Annotated in this window: 16 protein-coding genes; 13 read left to right on the forward strand and 3 right to left on the reverse strand. The window is 55.7% G+C overall.

Annotated elements, in window-relative coordinates; genetic code table 11:
- Positions 1-239 precede the first annotated feature (239 nt).
- The 3 genes from Q0C48_RS14430 to proB all read left to right on the forward strand — a co-directional run bounded on the left by Q0C48_RS14430 (position 240) and on the right by proB (position 3,819).
- The gene (locus tag Q0C48_RS14430) at positions 240-446 is read left to right on the forward strand and encodes a transcriptional regulator (protein ID WP_291525551.1); all 207 of its coding nucleotides are present in this window, start codon (positions 240-242) and stop codon (positions 444-446) included.
- Between the two features lie 463 nt (positions 447-909).
- Positions 910-2,529 (forward strand): APC family permease, encoded by a 1,620-nt coding sequence (locus tag Q0C48_RS14435; protein ID WP_291525552.1) that lies wholly within the window; start codon positions 910-912, stop codon positions 2,527-2,529.
- A gap of 90 nt (positions 2,530-2,619) precedes the next feature.
- Positions 2,620-3,819, forward strand: a complete 1,200-nt coding sequence (gene proB / locus Q0C48_RS14440) for a glutamate 5-kinase (protein ID WP_291525553.1) — start codon at positions 2,620-2,622, stop codon at positions 3,817-3,819.
- Between the two features lie 76 nt (positions 3,820-3,895).
- On the opposite strand, the gene Q0C48_RS14445 is transcribed toward proB, so the two are convergent.
- Entirely contained in the window at positions 3,896-6,247 is a 2,352-nt protein-coding gene (locus tag Q0C48_RS14445; protein ID WP_291525554.1) for a mechanosensitive ion channel domain-containing protein, read from the reverse strand.
- Positions 6,248-6,640: 393 nt separating this feature from the next.
- Here Q0C48_RS14445 and Q0C48_RS14450 point away from each other — a divergent pair, with 393 nt between their 5' ends.
- Together Q0C48_RS14450 and Q0C48_RS14455 are read left to right on the forward strand one after the other, a co-directional pair.
- A complete protein-coding gene (locus tag Q0C48_RS14450; protein ID WP_291525555.1) occupies positions 6,641-6,922 on the forward strand; it encodes a hypothetical protein in 282 nt (93 codons plus the stop codon).
- A gap of 50 nt (positions 6,923-6,972) precedes the next feature.
- The gene (locus Q0C48_RS14455) at positions 6,973-7,254 is read left to right on the forward strand and encodes a hypothetical protein (protein WP_291525557.1); all 282 of its coding nucleotides are present in this window, start codon (positions 6,973-6,975) and stop codon (positions 7,252-7,254) included.
- A 35-nt stretch (positions 7,255-7,289) separates the two neighbouring features.
- Here the strand turns inward: Q0C48_RS14455 and Q0C48_RS14460 are convergent, their stop codons facing one another.
- Positions 7,290-8,114 (reverse strand): ferritin-like domain-containing protein, encoded by an 825-nt coding sequence (locus Q0C48_RS14460; protein ID WP_291525559.1) that lies wholly within the window; start codon positions 8,112-8,114, stop codon positions 7,290-7,292.
- Positions 8,115-8,474: 360 nt separating this feature from the next.
- Here Q0C48_RS14460 and Q0C48_RS14465 point away from each other — a divergent pair, with 360 nt between their 5' ends.
- The 8 genes from Q0C48_RS14465 to Q0C48_RS14500 all read left to right on the forward strand — a co-directional run bounded on the left by Q0C48_RS14465 (position 8,475) and on the right by Q0C48_RS14500 (position 15,541).
- The gene (locus Q0C48_RS14465) at positions 8,475-9,110 is read left to right on the forward strand and encodes an L-threonylcarbamoyladenylate synthase (RefSeq protein ID WP_291525561.1); all 636 of its coding nucleotides are present in this window, start codon (positions 8,475-8,477) and stop codon (positions 9,108-9,110) included.
- A 49-nt stretch (positions 9,111-9,159) separates the two neighbouring features.
- Positions 9,160-9,819 (forward strand): site-2 protease family protein, encoded by a 660-nt coding sequence (locus tag Q0C48_RS14470; RefSeq protein ID WP_291525563.1) that lies wholly within the window; start codon positions 9,160-9,162, stop codon positions 9,817-9,819.
- Positions 9,819-11,030, forward strand: coding sequence for a tryptophan--tRNA ligase (locus Q0C48_RS14475; protein ID WP_291525565.1), 1,212 nt, complete (start codon positions 9,819-9,821; stop codon positions 11,028-11,030). The genes Q0C48_RS14470 and Q0C48_RS14475 overlap by 1 nt, the downstream gene beginning before the upstream one ends.
- A complete protein-coding gene (locus Q0C48_RS14480) occupies positions 11,011-11,835 on the forward strand; it encodes a ScpA family protein (RefSeq protein ID WP_291525566.1) in 825 nt (274 codons plus the stop codon). Before Q0C48_RS14475 ends, Q0C48_RS14480 begins: the two co-directional genes overlap by 20 nt.
- On the forward strand, positions 11,835-12,404 hold the full coding sequence (gene scpB, locus Q0C48_RS14485; RefSeq protein ID WP_291525568.1) for an SMC-Scp complex subunit ScpB: 570 nt from the start codon (positions 11,835-11,837) through the stop codon (positions 12,402-12,404). The genes Q0C48_RS14480 and scpB overlap by 1 nt, the downstream gene beginning before the upstream one ends.
- Before the next feature lie 122 nt (positions 12,405-12,526).
- Positions 12,527-13,831 carry a sulfide:quinone oxidoreductase gene (locus Q0C48_RS14490; RefSeq protein ID WP_291525570.1) on the forward strand — a complete coding sequence of 435 codons (1,305 nt, stop codon included), beginning with the start codon at positions 12,527-12,529 and terminating at the stop codon, positions 13,829-13,831.
- A gap of 126 nt (positions 13,832-13,957) precedes the next feature.
- Positions 13,958-14,833 carry a 23S rRNA pseudouridine(2605) synthase RluB gene (gene rluB / locus Q0C48_RS14495; RefSeq protein WP_291525572.1) on the forward strand — a complete coding sequence of 292 codons (876 nt, stop codon included), beginning with the start codon at positions 13,958-13,960 and terminating at the stop codon, positions 14,831-14,833.
- Between the two features lie 9 nt (positions 14,834-14,842).
- Positions 14,843-15,541, forward strand: a complete 699-nt coding sequence (locus Q0C48_RS14500; protein ID WP_291525574.1) for an endonuclease — start codon at positions 14,843-14,845, stop codon at positions 15,539-15,541.
- A 17-nt stretch (positions 15,542-15,558) separates the two neighbouring features.
- On the opposite strand, the gene Q0C48_RS14505 is transcribed toward Q0C48_RS14500, so the two are convergent.
- Entirely contained in the window at positions 15,559-15,819 is a 261-nt protein-coding gene (locus tag Q0C48_RS14505; protein ID WP_291525576.1) for a GlsB/YeaQ/YmgE family stress response membrane protein, read from the reverse strand.
- Positions 15,820-15,996: the final 177 nt, after the last annotated feature.

The raw sequence follows: 15,996 nt of genomic DNA on the forward strand, positions 1-15,996 counted from the left end.
CTGAGCTGAGAAATCGCTCGCTCCGAGCCATGCCGCCCCGTTCACAAAATCGGGCGGTGTGGCTTTTTTATGCCGCCGGCCGCCCCTCAAATAAGTTGACCAGAGAACCATCAATTTGGCTGACCACACTCAGTCACCTTCCAAAAGCTGGGAGAGTGACCGATCAAGGGAAGTTCAAGATCCTACTGAGGCACTAAGTGGGTGGCGCCATATTGCCGACCGTGACAGGAGGACAGGGCATGATAAAACTGCACCAAGGTAATCAGGCCGAGCCGTTCTTCATCACCGAGGACGTGGTGGCCGAGCTGATCGCCGCCGGTTACGTGTTCGGGGCGCCGGGCCTTGCGCGAACAGCGAGCATCCGCGAACTGTTCGGCTGGCAGCCCGGCGAGACGCTGGCCAAGGCGATCAGCCGCCGCCAGGGCAAGCCATGTTCACTCTCATGATCTGAGCGTGGTATTTCACATGGCATCGATCAGTGGCGTATTCGTAAGTATTTGTTGTGAAAAATATTTCTGTGATTGTTGATAATCGAGTGGGAATGACCAGGCGGTAAGTATGTATATATGGCGGCAATTGGGCGTTTCTTTGCACCTGAGTTGCCGTTATCTTTTATGAAAAGTCCCTTGTTCCCGCTTTTCGACTATGTGCGTCTTCCGTAGCGCTTTCCCGCAGTATATGCTGCTTCACGTCACGCCATTTTACGGGTTCCTCGCATTATTTTTTATGTGAAATACGCTAATTATTTTGTACGTTAAATAAATAGTGTTGACATTTTTGTTGCGAAATGTGATAATAAAAAACATAAATATTTATCAGTAATACATATTAAAAACATTCGGTGTGGCTGTAACGCGCAATTCCTTGGTCATTCTGCACCGTGATATTCACCACATTTTGGGAGAAATCATGGCATCCATAAAGCTCCAGAATATAAAAAACAGGCTGCGGCGAGAAGGTTCTCTGCAAGGCCTTATACTCGCCTGTGTGGGTGCTTCAATTGGCTCAGGGTGGTTGTTCGGACCACTATATACCGCGCAGCAGGCAGGCCCCTACGCGGTCGGTTCATGGATGATCGGCGCCTTCGCTATCCTTTTGCTGGCATTGGTTTTTGCCGAACTTGGTCCGCTGATTCCCCGAGCGGGTGCAGTGGTTCATCTGGCCCATGTGGGAAACGGCCCGATCGTTGGTCATATGTGGAGCTGGATTCTCTTTCTCTCTTACGCCACCATCGCGCCCATCGAAGTTACGGCCATACTGACCTACGCTAATAATTACCTGCCGGGATTGCTGCAGCAGCATTCCGACCTGCTCAGCGTCAAAGGTTTCGCTGTCGCGCTGGTGTTGCTGGCCTTCTTTGTTGCCATCAATTTTCTGGTGGTGCGCTGGGTGTTGAAAATCAACAATGGCGCTACCTGGTGGAAAATTTCGATTCCCGTGCTGACGATTGGGGTGTTGCTCGCCACTTCGTGGCACCCAGGTAATTTCGTGGTGCATGCACAGAATGCCACGGCCGATTTTCACGGGATGTTCGTTGCCGTGGCCACCGGCGGTGTGATTTTCAGCCTGCTGGGTTTTCGTCATGCTATCGACCTGGCCGGAGAAAGTAAAAACCCGAAACGGGATGTACCGATTGCCGTTATCGGCTCCGTCTTGATTGCATCGGGAATTTATATCGCTTTACAGATAGCTTTTATTGGTGCGATACATCCTGCCGATTTGGCGGCGGGAGGCTGGCAACACCTCCATTTTTCCGGAATCAACGGTCCTTTTGCCGCCCTTGCCGCTGCGGTGGGGGCCGGCTGGCTGGCTGTGCTCCTGTACGTCGATGCGTTTGTGTCACCGGGCGGAGCCGCATTGATTTATACCACCACCGCAGCCCGGGTTACCCTGGCGACCGCCGATACCGGAGCAGCGCCCAAGTGGGTGGCACGCATCAATCGGCATGGGGTTCCCTGGGCCAGCCTGATTTTGCTGTACGCTGTCGGTGCGGTATTCTTTTTTCCGTTTCCCTCCTGGCAGAAAATGGTGGGTTACATCGCTTCTATGACGGTACTGTCCTATGTCATCGGTCCCGTTGCCCTGATTCAGTTGCGTCGCGCGATGCCTGATCTGGAGCGCCCTTTTCGCTTGTGGGCAGCACCAGTTATCGCACCGCTCACCTTCGTCGTGGCAAGCTGGATCGTGTTCTGGTCGGGTCTGAATACCCTGAATTTCATTTTCGGCACTTTGTTCGCCTTGCTAATCCTTTATGCCCTCACCGGCATCTGGCGGAAAGGCAGATGGTCCGCAATGGGGTGGCAGTATATGTGGTGGATTATTCCCTATTTTCTAGGTTTGTGGGGGATCAGCTGGCTGAGTCCGGCGGTTCTGGGCGGAACAGGGGTGCTTGGATTTTTTTCCGGCATGGCGGCCGTGGCCGTGTTGAGCCTGCTGATATTTTACGTGGCCATTCATCAGGCGGTGGCGGATAGCACCATGAGAGCGTACATGCAGCATTTTAGAAAGCGGGAAGCAGATGCGCCGTGAGCAGCATGTAAGCATGTAATGGGTGACAGTGCTACCGGCATGGGCTTACTTTTTTCAATCACAGATCTATTCGGTGAACAGGAGGGATGCATGACGGATCGCATCGGGAAAAAACGGGCAACAGCACCTAACCGATGGTCGAATCGTTCAAATCTGCAAACGGATGCGAAGCGTTGGGTGATTAAAATTGGCAGCAGCCTGCTGACGAACGACGGCCAGCATCTGGATACCACCGCAATACACGCTTGGATGCAGCAAATTCTGCAGTTGCATCAGCGCGGTGTGGAAGTGGTACTGGTGTCCTCCGGATCGGTAAGCGCTGGAATGCAACGTCTGGGCTGGACAGACCGGCCTGTTTCACTCAAAGCCCGACAAGCGGCGGCCAGCGTCGGTCAATCCGCCCTGATACATACCTATGAGAAGATGCTGCAGGAATGCGCGCAGCCCGAGAATGACCGTTTATACTGTGGTCAAGTGCTGTTGACTCACGATGATCTTCGTACCCGCCGGCGCTACCTGAATGCACGCTCCACGTTACGTACGCTGCTGGACATGAATGTGCTGCCCATCATCAACGAAAATGATGTGGTTTCTTACAGTGCGATCAATCTGGGCGACAACGACACCCTGGCTGCACTGGTGAGCAATCTGCTGGATGCCGATATCCTGGTCATTCTTACCGATCAGGCGGGACTGTTTGACGCTGATCCGCGCAGTCATCCCGAAGCAACACTCCTGACGGAGGTTGGTGCAGGTGATCCGATGCTGGAGCGCATTGCCGGGGGAGGTGGATCCCGGGTGGGAACGGGCGGTATGCTGGCCAAGGTGCGTGCTGCAGCACGTGCCGCGCGTTCTGGTACATCGACGATCATTGCGGATGGACGCAGCCCGGAAGTCTTGCCGCGCTTGCAGCAAGGGGAAGCGATCGGTACCTTCGTTCATGCCCGCTTACCTAGGCTGGCTGCGCGGAAGCGCTGGCTCGCCGGGCATCTGCGCAGCCACGGAGTGCTGCATCTGGATCAGGGAGCGGCCCGGGCGATTTTGGAGGAGGGAAGCAGCTTACTGCCGGTGGGAGTTATCGCGGTGGAAGGTGCATTCCGGCGGGGCGATTTGGTCGTTTGCAAAGATCCGCTGGGGCGGGACATCGCTCGCGGTTTGATCAATCTCGACGCGCCGGTCGCCGCCCGCTGCTGCCGGAAACAGAGTCATGAACTGGCGGATGATCCTGAGGTGTTGGAAGATGTGCTGATTCATCGTGATAATTTGGTAATCAACGACTTGTTACTCTGAAAAAGTGGTGAACTGGCTGACGATCCCGAAGTGACAGGGGATGTACCGATGCTGATCCATCGCGATAACCTGATGGTTAATGCCCCCCCGTCGGCTGAGCCATATTCCCGTCCGTGGGTAAAATCTGGCCGGGAATAATGTGGACGTCCTGCTGCTGGTGCGCCAGTGCTACGTTGTGGCGGAGCAGACTTTCCACCACGGAAGCACGCAGGTCAGTCTGCACGTTATAACTCTTGTTACAGTCGTCCAGATACACCCGCAGATAGAACTGCAGTGCATTTTCGCTGACATCCAGCAATAATGCGGTGGGCGGAATGCCGCGCGGATCATCTTGCAATACGTCGGGGTGATTTTGACCTTCCGCTACCAGCAACTCCTTTACCAGCGGGATATCGGCATCATGGGCAATGCTGAAGGGGATCATGAGGCGCAACACGCTATTTGTGTACATCCAGTTGGTCACCTGGCTAGAGATCAGTTCAGAATTAGGAACGAAGACTTCAGTGCGGTCAAAAGTAAGGATCAGGGTGTAACGGATGCTCATCTTCTGCACATATCCCTGAGTGGTACCCACCTGAATCCAGTCACCAACACGAATGGGACGCTCCAATAGCAGAATCAGGCCAGACACAAAATTATTGACGATATTTTGCAGCCCAAAGCCGATGCCAACGGATAATGCGCCCGCGATGATGGCAAGATTGTGCAGCGCTACACCCGCGGTGGAAAGCGCAATCAGTACGGCGATGATAAATCCCATATATCTGACGATGGACAGTACGGAGTGGCGGGCCCCGCTTTCCAAGTGTCCAATAATCCGGGAGTTGTCGGACAGGTATTTCTGGATCAGGGTGTTAATGTTGAACAGCAGCATGAGCAGGAGCACAGCAATCACCCAGCGAAAAGGCTGAATATGAAAGCTACCAATGGAGAAACCGGTGATGAAATATTTCCCGATCAGCGTAAATCCGGTATGCGTCAGACCCCAGGCATATAAAATAAAAGCCACTATGCCTAACCACACGGCGGTGTAACTCATTGCACTGAACCATGTTATCCAGGGCAATGGTTGATCTTCTTTCAGACCGAGGCGTTGGCGCAGGAGACGTTGCCAGCGCCCGGATTTTTGCGCTGTCTGTATCCAAAAATCGGCAAGCGTCCAGGAAAAAAATAGCCCCACGCCGAAGGCGAGCATGGACGTTAATAGGCCGAATAACAGATAGTTAGAAAGATTGCGATAACCGGTGGTAGTGAATATGGCGGTAGCGATCAAGGCTAAGAGTATGAGTATCCTAAGCAGCGGATAGGCACGGAAATATTTTCGATGTTCGGTCTGCCAGACCAGCCAAAACACTGCGCCGAGAAGTACCAGGTGGAAAATAGATCCAAAAAAGGCCGGCCCTATCGGCGATAATGGATCATTGGGAGAAATGCTGATCCAGGTGAGACCAAATATGGATAAGGCAGCGATGAATCGTAAGGTTCGCAGTGCGGGGCGTAGCGTTTGCAGTTTCCAAGGCGAATGACGGCTGACTACTCCCGACGGACTGAGAGCCAATGCGAGTAACATGGAGATAAAGACGTAGCCGCCCCAGGTGCCTAAAATGAGGGCAACGAGGGGCGAAAGAGTGTCTGTGAGATCGGTTGCCGTTGCAACGGCAGCGATGCCAGCCAGCAATGGTATATAGTGATAAAAATTATGTTGTACAGCAGGTAAGTTCAGTGTGTGATAAATTATTTTGGCTAGGGACGCACGTAAAATAAATAATAACACAAATATAAATACACCAATTCCTATGGATATCTGTAAGTTCTGTTGTGCAAAAATAGAACGTCCATTATGACCGAGCCAGAAATGTTGTTCGTCAATCCAGGTAGCGGCAGGGACGGATTGAAGGGCAATTGCCTGTTTCCAGATGCTGTGATCATGGCGTAAGAGCAATTCGTCATGTAGTGCATCACGTTTTTTGCTGATTTGCTCGCTTAGATCTGCGCTTGCGACGGCGAGAACCTTGCAGGTAGCGAGTTCTCCGCTGAGATTTTTTTGCTCATCCTGTAGTTTCAGGCGTAATGCACTGAGATTCTTTGGTTCGCCGGCAGCAGCGGGTCCCAGTATGCCCAGACCCTTATCTATTTGACTGAGGTTGCTGCTCCTTTCGGTTATGCACCGGTGCGCGTTGTCGTTGGTCACGCTTACGACTTTTTGCCAGCTCAGAAGTTGCTGTAAATCGACATTTTTTGACAAATCGTGGTGTATCGATTGTAGCGCTGCGCTGGCCTGTGACACCGGCGTGCTGGAGGCATGTGCCAACAGCGGAAAGATCAGTATGACAAGGCATGTGCCTAACCAGGATAAATATGAAAAGATAGGTCTATTGTTTGAAGAATTCCAGATGCTGATCGGTAAAATGATCGTCCGCTGAATCACATGCCGCTCCTTTGCTGAAGCCATTTATGGAGCCATAAATGGGCATTGGGTTGCGTGGAGCGCTATCCTATCACAGGTGATGACTGAGCGCTTCTGTTCATGCTGCTTGTTGTAGTCACTTGGCCACGTTGCTAGGTGGTTATTTGCACGATATAAAATAACGAGAAGGGAATGTGCCGTCGGCATATGGCGACAGCCTGGTGTGAACCCTGATCCTGAGGCTAAACTTTTTTGCAGCGGCGTATCTGACGGTGAATGATCACCAAAGGGGCCGTGGCCCTATGGGTGGGCGTTTCAGGCTTCCCTGCATGTTGGCGCCGCTGATTTTTCGGTGGTATGGCATGAAAACTGCTTAAGTGAGGGTGTGTAATGATCATCGTAGAGGAATTAGCTATGAAGAAGCCCATCTATAATGCCCTGTTCACGGCACTGATTGCCGCACCTTTCATCGCTTTGGGGGGTTTTGTGCATGAGATAACGCCACTGGATCCAACAACGACTACCTCTGCCCGGCCGATGGTGTCCAACGGCCTGCGAATGGTGGGCGACGCGCAGATGGTGGTGGGCCATGTTGAGCGGGCGGACTGGCTGCTGCTCACGCCGGAAGAGTCTGCCCATCAATCTTCGGCCGCCCCTCACCCACAGTATGCGTCTGTTACGGTACGGTCCCTGTAGCCGACGGGTGACCGTCTCCCGTCATTATTGAGAAGAATGCGGAGGAAGTGATGTCCACTAATAAATGTAAATGGCGTTTTCTGCTGTCGGCGACAGTGTTGGGTGCGGGTATCCTGTTGCTGTCGAATCCTGCGTTTGCGGATCGGGATGGCTGGGGTGGCCCGGCAGTGCGCTTATCCATCGGCGTTCCCGGCGTTGTCTATCCAGCGCCCACCTATTATGCCGCTCCACCGGCTTACTATTATGCACCGCCTCCGCCTCCGCGCTGGTATCGGCGTCATGAGCATTACTGGCACCATGAGCACGACCGTGGCTGGGGCGATGACGATTGATGGAGCTGGCAGGTAGCACTCCCACGGTGACGCGGTTAATTGATGATGGCGCGCCGTGCGCTGCGCGTCAGTAAGGGGAGTACGGCCTTTTGCAGCATGGGGGGTAGGGCGACCGGTTTGAGCAGCATTTTCATCGCCATGTCAAAAGGATAGTGACGACTTATCCAACTGCTCATGCGTTGTCGAAATGCCGAGAAATCCTCCAGGGAAAATTGCTGCCCCGGATTTTTTACTTCAAAAGCATTTTTGAGGGCAAGATAGCTGTCTTCCTGATCCACCTCGGCTACACGTTTCCAGAGTTCACGGCCAATGCGCCAGCGTGAATTTTTCTCGCGTGCTTGGTATTGCAGAAAAAATTGGTAGAAATATTTGTAGTGATGGACTTCGTCGGCGCGGATGCGTGCAGCGAGCTGGCACAGTACGGGCTCCGGGCTGGCCGCCTGAATCATCGTATAGAAGCTGGCCGTACCCGTCTCGACGACGCAGCGTGAAGCCATTTCCAAGGCGTGAGTGGGTCCTAGTAAATCGGTGCGACAGTAGGGCACATAAGCGTCTACAAAGCCCTGATAAGCACGTTCCCAATCAAAATCCGGCCAAATGGTGAGCACATATTGGCGCAATGCGCGCCCATGTTGTACCTCTTCGAGCTCCCATTCCTGGCGCAACCACATGGTGGCGCTCACATTTTCCTGATAGTATTCCACCAGGTTACGGGTGTAGAGATCAGACAGTGTTTCTACAAAGGAAGCACTGGCTAATAGATAGAACCAGTCCATGTTGCCGATGATCTTTTCCTTTTCAATGGCAGCGTAAGGAATATCGGCCTGAGACCAGGTCGGACGGACGTTATCTGCGGGCATTGTATTTGCCGCCTCCTTAAAATTCTGTCAGTGGGGTTGATGATTATAGCGCACATCTTGTTGTGGTGCCCCTGTGGCAACAAAGGGGTTCGCCCCTGACATTGCGGGCAGTGTCCGCACAGTAATTCACCACGACCCAGCAGGCAGCGGTAGGAGGCGCGCCGGGGCGCTCCTCAGTGGCAGCGCTCTCAATGGGCTCTGTCTTGGTCAGTCTGTCATGGGGCGCGTCGAGGGTCGGGGAAAGGCTGGCGGGACCGGGCGTGGCTGACGTATCATTCCCGCTTGAGTTGTGGCGGTATCCATTTCGTGTCTCGGGGTGTCTGCCCGTTGAAGGCCATCTTGCGTCCTAAGGAGGATGTCATGGCGTTATGTGTAGAATTGCATCCCCTGAATCCACAGCCGCGACTGCTGGCGCAAGCGGTTGAGGTACTGCGTGCCGGAGGTTTGCTGGTTTATCCAACGGACACCTGCTACGCCTTGGGTTGTATGGTGGCGGCACGAGAGTCCCAAGAACGGCTGCGGCGCATCCGGCAACTGGATTTGCAGCATGACCTGTCGCTGCTGTTTTCCAGCATTTCCCAAGTGACGGACTATGCCAAGTTGGATGATCGTGCCTACGCGCTGCTGCGTAAGACCTTGCCCGGACCCTACACCTTCATTCTACCAGCGACCAAAGATGTGCCGCGGCGCCTCGCTGACCCGAAAAAGCGCAGTATTGGTGTGCGCATACCCGCCAATCCCCTGTGTGAAATGCTGCTCACGGAGTTGGGAGAGCCCTTGATGAGCTCTACCCTGCAACTTCCTGGCGCCAATGCACCGCTGACGGAGCCCGATGAAATTTGCGACGTGTTGGGGAGTCAGGTGGATATGGTGCTGCTCTCGGGTGTGGGTGGGGTGCTCTGTTCGACGGTGGTGGATCTTTTGCAATGGCCGCCGCGTGTGCTCCGTCAAGGCGCTGGTGACCCGCGGCTGCTCGGTCTCAGTGTTGCCGTTTAGTCGCTTGCAGCATTAGGCGGGTAGGGCATTACGCTGATATACTCCATCCATGTCTGATGCCACGCAATTTATCCGAACCCTGGCCATTTGGGCCATACCTGTGCTGTTCGCCATTACGGTGCATGAGGTGGCCCATGGCTGGGTCGCCTGGAAACGGGGTGATCCTACCGCCATGCTCATGGGTCGCTTAACGCTGAATCCGATTAAACATATTGATCCTTTTGGGACAATTTTACTGCCGGGCATACTGCTCCTGTTTCACTCGCCCTTTCTCTTTGGTTATGCCAAGCCGGTGCCGGTCAATTTTGGCGGGCTGAAAGACCCCAAACGCGATATGGTGCTCGTCGCCATCGCCGGGCCGGCCGCCAATTTGTTGATGGCTTTTTTCTGGACGCTGGTGCTGTGGTTGGGCGGCCATCTCCCCGGCGCACTGGCGTATATCGGTGAACCCATGCAGTTGATGGGTGAGGCGGGCATTATGATCAATGTCATCCTGATCATTTTTAATCTGATTCCCATTCCGCCTCTGGACGGTGGTCGGGTGGCGGTGGGGCTTTTGCCGGCGTCAGCCAGTATTGCCCTGAGCCGGATTGAACCTTACGGATTCATCATTCTAATTGTACTGCTGTTTACCGGCGTGTTGTGGTCCGTCCTGGGTCCTCTTTTCCTGTTGGTGCGTAACTTTTTTCTGACGATTGGCGGTTTGTGATGACAGAGATCATCGTTTCCGGCATGCGGCCAACGGGTCGTTTGCATCTGGGGCATTATCACGGCGTACTCAAAAACTGGCTGCGTTTGCAGGATGAGGCGGAGTGTTATTTCTTTGTTGCCGACTGGCATGCGCTGACCACCCATTATGAAACAACACAGGGGATCAGTGAGGCGGTCTGGGATCTGCTCATTGAGTGGCTGGCGGTGGGGGTAGACCCGGACAAGTCCGTGCTCTTTATCCAATCCCATGTGCCACAGCATGCCGAACTGGCGCTGCTGCTGGGGATGCTGACGCCGCTGTCCTGGCTGGAGCGCGTGCCGACCTTCAAGGATCAGCAGGAAAAATTGCGGGAGCGAGATCTCGCCACCTTCGGTTTTCTGGGTTACCCGCTGCTGATGACGGCCGACATACTGCTTTATGATGCTCACAAGGTACCGGTGGGGGCAGACCAGGTCGCGCATCTGGAGATCAGCCGGGAGCTTGCACGGCGTTTCAACAGTTTCTACGGGCGCGATGCCGATGCGGCGGCGCAGGTAGAAAAGGGCATGCAGGCCATGGGCAAGCGCGCGGCGAAGACTTTTACCTCCTTACAGCGGCGTTTTCAGCAGAACGGTGACGGTCTGGCGGTGACCGAAGCGGCGGCGTTCCTGGGGCAGCAGGCGGGACTCAGTGCGGGGATGTGCGAGCAACTCCTGGCCCACCTGGAGGGCAAGGGTCGAGAAATTCTCCGCGAGCCGCAGGCATTGCTGACGGCGGCCTCAAAAATGCCGGGGCTCGACGGGCAGAAGATGAGCAAGTCCTACGGGAATACCATCTCTTTGCGCGAAGCGCCGGAAGTGGTGCAGAAGAAAATCCGTACCATGCCCACCGACCCAGCCCGGGTGGCACGCACGGACCCTGGTACGCCCGAAAAATGCCCGGTCTGGGCCCTGCATCAGGTTTATTCCGGCCCAGAGACGCAGGCATGGGTCCGCAGCGGCTGTACAACGGCAGGTATCGGCTGTCTGGATTGTAAACAACCGGTAATTGAAGCGGTGCTCGCTGAACAGGCGCCGATCCGTGAGCGGGCGGAGTACTGGGCGGCACGGCCGGAGCAACTACAGGAAATCGCCCATGCGGGCGCCCAGCGTGCCCGCCAACGCGCCGAGCAGACGCTGGAGCGGGTGCGCGCAGCCATGGGTCTGGCGCATGAGCAGCGCCATCTCTGAATCCCGCCCGTCGGCGGCGCCTATGCAGGTTCATGGGCAACCGCTGGAAGGCCTGCCTGACGGCCTCTTCATTCCGCCGGATGCCTTGGAACTGTTGCTGGAAAGCTTTTCCGGTCCGCTGGAATTGCTGCTCTGGCTGATCCGCCGTAACCGCATGGATATCCGCGATATTCCGGTGGCCGAAGTGACCCGGCAGTATCTGCACTACCTGCGCGAAGCGCGTCGCCGCAATCTGGAACTGGCGGCGGAATATCTGTTGATGGCGGCCTGGCTGGCGGAGATCAAGGCACGCATGTTGCTGCCCGTGCCGCCCGCAGCGGAGGATGAAGACTTCGATCCCCGTCTGGAACTGGCGCGCCGCCTGGAGGCTCTGGCTACAGTGCAGAGTCAAGCGGAGGCGCTCCACACTTTGCCTCAGGCTGGACGGGATTTCTGGACGATTTACCCCGCGCCACATCCCGATCTGCCTTTGGCACCACCGCTGGTAGCCTTCATCGATATCGTAAACGCTTGGCAGGAGTTGCTTCTGCGCCCCGCGCGCAAGCCACCTCCCGCCCATACCCTGACGAATCCGCGTATGGGATTACGGCAACGGATGGTGGAGCTACTACTGTACTGCCGCCGAGAACCGCGCCCCTGGTTTCTTAACGAGCTCTTGCCGCCCATGGCAGATCGCCTGGCTCTGGCAGTGTCACTATTAGCCATATTGGAATTACTCCGGCAAGAGGCACTGGCTTTGGTCGAAGGCGAAGAGGGGGTCTGGCGGGTTGCGGTGGCTGGTGTCGATGGGCTTGGTGATGCCTGATGCGTGAAGCGCTCCTGGCATTGTTTCTGTCCAGCGCTGAGCCGCTCTCCCGCGAGCACTTGGCGGCCCTCCTCGACGACGATCCCGACTGCGCAGGATGGGAGGCGGCGCTGGAGATGCTGTTAGCCATTGGCGAAGGACCTCTGCAACTGGTCTCTGTCGCCGGTGGCTATCGTTTGCAGATTCATCCCCGTCATAATGCCCTCCTGGCGCGCCTTCACGTGGAGGCACCACGACCTTTATCGAAGGCGATGCTGGAGACCTTGGCCGTGATCGCCTATCAGCAGCCGATAACGCGTCCGGAAATCGAGCACTGGCGAGGGGTTGCAGTGAGTGCGCAGATCATGCAGCAGCTTCAGGAGCGCGGCTGGATAACGGTCGCCGGGCACCGGGATACGCCGGGGCGACCTGCACTTTGGGTGACAACACCAGATTTCCTGGCGCATTTTTCGCTGTCTTCGTTGGAAGCATTGCCAAAGGTCATGGCGGCGGAGAGACTTGGGGAATGTGAAAAGCGCATCAGAACGAAACATGATAAAAAAGATATTGGGAAAGTTATAATAATCTGATTTGACGAATTTGGGGTGTACTATAATATCTAAAGCAGAATTTGAAATTGGGCTCGGTAAGCGGAGACAGGTACTGTAGCTTACCTGGAATCTGGCGCAGTAAGTTACGTGAGGAGCGAGCAATGGCACATGTCGTAATTTTGGGTGCGGGCACAGGCGGAATGCCGGCCGCCTACGAAATGAAAGAAGCCCTGGGTTTCGGGCATGAGGTGACGCTGATCAGCGCCAATGATTACTTCCAGTTCGTACCGTCCAACCCGTGGGTGGGCGTAGGCTGGAAAGAGCGCGACGACATCGCCTTTCCGATCAGACCATATGTGGAGCGCAAAGGGATACATTTCATTCCGCAGTCCGCCGAACATATTGATGCCGAAGCGCAGGATATTACCCTCGCCGATGGTAGCAAGGTTCATTACGACTATCTGTTGATTACTACCGGTCCGAAGCTGGCTTTTGAGAATGTGCCAGGTTCTAACCCGCATGAAGGTCCGGTGCAGTCCATTTGTACGGTGGATCATGCAGAGAAGGCCTATGCTGAATATCAGGCGTTGTTACGCGAGCCAGGCCCTATCGTTATGGGCGCTATGGCGGGCGCCAGTTGCTTTGGTCCCGCTTATGAATATGCCATGATTGTTGCCTCAGACCTCAAAAAGCGGGGCATGCGCGACAAGATTCCATCCTTCACCTTTATCACGAGTGAGCCTTACATTGGTCACCTGGGCATTCAGGGCGTGGGTGATTCTACGGGTATCCTGACCAAGGGGCTCAAGGAAGAGGGTATTGAGGCCTACACCAATTGTAAGGTCACCAAGGTCGAAGACAACAAGATGTATGTGACCCAAGTGGATGAGAAGGGTGAAACCGTCAAAGAAATGGTTCTGCCAGTCAAGTTCGGCATGATGATCCCGGCCTTCAAGGGCGTGCCTGCCGTGGCAGGTGTCGAGGGGTTGTGCAATCCCGGCGGTTTTGTCCTGGTGGACGAACATCAGCGCAGCAAGAAGTATGCGAACATCTTTGCGGCGGGTATCGCTATCGCGATTCCGCCGGTGGAGGTGACCCCGGTGCCGACCGGCGCGCCCAAGACCGGTTATATGATCGAGTCCATGGTGTCGGCGGCGGTACACAATATCAAGGCGGATTTGGAAGGCCGTAAGGGTGAGCAGACCATGGGCACCTGGAATGCGGTGTGTTTTGCCGACATGGGTGATCGCGGTGCAGCGTTTATTGCCTTGCCCCAGTTGCGACCCCGTAAGGTCGACATCTTTGCCTATGGCCGCTGGGTACATCTGGCCAAGGTGGCCTTTGAGAAGTACTTCATCCGCAAGATGAAGATGGGCGTCTCCGAGCCTTTTTATGAGAAGGTGCTGTTTAAGATGATGGGTATCACCCGTCTCAAGGAAGACGAGACCCATCGTAAGGTATCCTGATCGTTCTGTTGATCAGTGAAAATACCCCCGCCTTGTGCGGGGGTTGTTTTTTTTGTAGGTGCGGAAGCGTGGACGGGATATGATCCGGAAAGTATTTGCCGCAGCTTGTGTAGGTTTTGGAGAAACATGGACGAAAAATTGCAGAAGGTACTTGCTCGTTTTGGCCTGGGATCCCGCCGCCTGATGGAGGCGTGGATCGCGGCAGGGCGCGTGGTGGTGAATGGCCAGCCCGCCAAACTGGGGGATCGGGTGACGGCACAGGACAAAATTACTGTTGACGGGGAGGCATTGCGGATTCCCTCCTGGGTGCGTCCGCGCCTGCGCGTGCTGCGCTATCACAAGCCGGCGGGGGAACTCACTACCCGCAGCGACCCCGAGGGCCGGCCCACGGTTTTTGATCGCTTGCCGCGACTGCGCGGTAGCCGCTGGATTGCGGTCGGGCGTCTCGACTACAACACCGAAGGCTTGTTACTGCTGACGAATGACGGCGACCTCGCCAACGCGCTGATGCATCCGCGCGCGGGTATCGAACGGGAATATGCCGTCCGGGTGATGGGGGTGGTGAGTCCGGAGCAGCAGACCAGTTTGTTGCAGGGTGTGGCGCTGGAAGACGGTGAGGCGCGTTTTACGACCGTGCAGGAAGCCGGTGGTGAGGGCCTCAATCACTGGTATCACGTCACTCTGGCCGAGGGGCGTAATCGCGAAGTGCGACGACTCTTCGAGGCAGTCGGCCTAACCGTGAGTCGCCTGATCCGGGTGCGCTACGGGGTGGCGGAAATGCCGCGTTTGCTCAAGACCGGTTACTTTGACGAATTGCCCGACGAAGAGCGCGAAGCCTTGCTCGCCAGCGTGCAGTGGGTCAACCCCGCGACACCGCCTCCTGACAAAGCGGGACGAGGGACAGATGTGTCCGAACCGCGCAAAAATAACAGTCGGCGAGAAGCCCGACAGGGGGCATCGCGTGGCCGAACGGGGCAGGGACGTCGGGTGGTCCGGGATTAGAGCCTATCGATGCGTGGGGAAAATGGTTGGTTAGCCGTATTCAGGACGCTGCAAGAGGCTTTTGGCCCGCAGGAGTGGTGGCCCGCGCAGTCGCCCTTTGAGGTCATGGTGGGCGCGATCCTGACCCAGAATACCGCCTGGCGCAATGTCGAAAAAGCGATTGCCAATCTGCGGGCGGCGGATGCCCTGAGCGTGGCCGTCATTTTGGCTCTACCGGAAAGTGATCTGGCTGAACTGCTCCGGCCATCCGGATTTTATCGGATAAAGACCAAACGCCTGCTGGCGTTGTGCCAGTTTCTGGAGGCGCAGGGTGTGGGCGCGGTGCCGGAACAGATCGCCCGGCAGGCGGCCGTTCCGGCACTGCGGCGAGATTTGCTGGCGGTCCATGGTGTCGGTGAGGAAACCGCAGATTCCATTCTGCTCTATGCCCTGGGTCTGCCGGTTATGGTGGTGGACACTTACACCCGCCGGATTGGTGGTCGTGTGGGTCTGTTAGGCGATCATCTGTCCTATACCGAGGTGCAGGCTGCCATCGAGGCGGAGCTGGTGCCGGGCGACGCAGCGGTACGTAATGCGCTGCATGCCCTGCTGGTCTCTTTGGGCAAGGATTACTGTCGGCCTCGTCCGCGCTGTGATACCTGTCCGCTCAATACGCGCTGCGCTTATGCGGCAGGGCGATGCCGCCCCCGCCAACCAGAACAGCCATAGCATTCATCTGGCTAAGTTCATATCCTTTTGACGAGCTTGATGATGCTCAGAAGGATGACCGCGCCGATGAAAGCCACAACGATGGCGCTGATAATACCCGCCCCGAAAAGACCTGCCAGGCCGAAGAAGATGAGTACGAAGCCACCGATGAACGCGCCGATGATACCAACGATGATATCTCCGATGATCCCAAAGCCGCGTCCCTTGATCAGTAGTCCCGCCAGCCAGCCCGCAATGCCGCCAATGATGAGGAAGGTGATGATGCTCAGGAGAGTCATGGTGGAGGGTCCTGTGACGGGTTTGGATATTCACCTTAGCAAAGTATGGAGGTGATCTCTATATTTCACATTTGGATGATACCCAGGTTCTGAGCGCAACTGGCCGTGACCGGTTCTATAATCCTAAATTCGGCAGTTACCCCTGCTGATTTGGCAGGATTCCTTTGATAGGATTGG

It is taken from the genome of Acidithiobacillus sp., assembly GCF_023255755.1.
Classification (GTDB): domain Bacteria; phylum Pseudomonadota; class Gammaproteobacteria; order Acidithiobacillales; family Acidithiobacillaceae; genus Acidithiobacillus.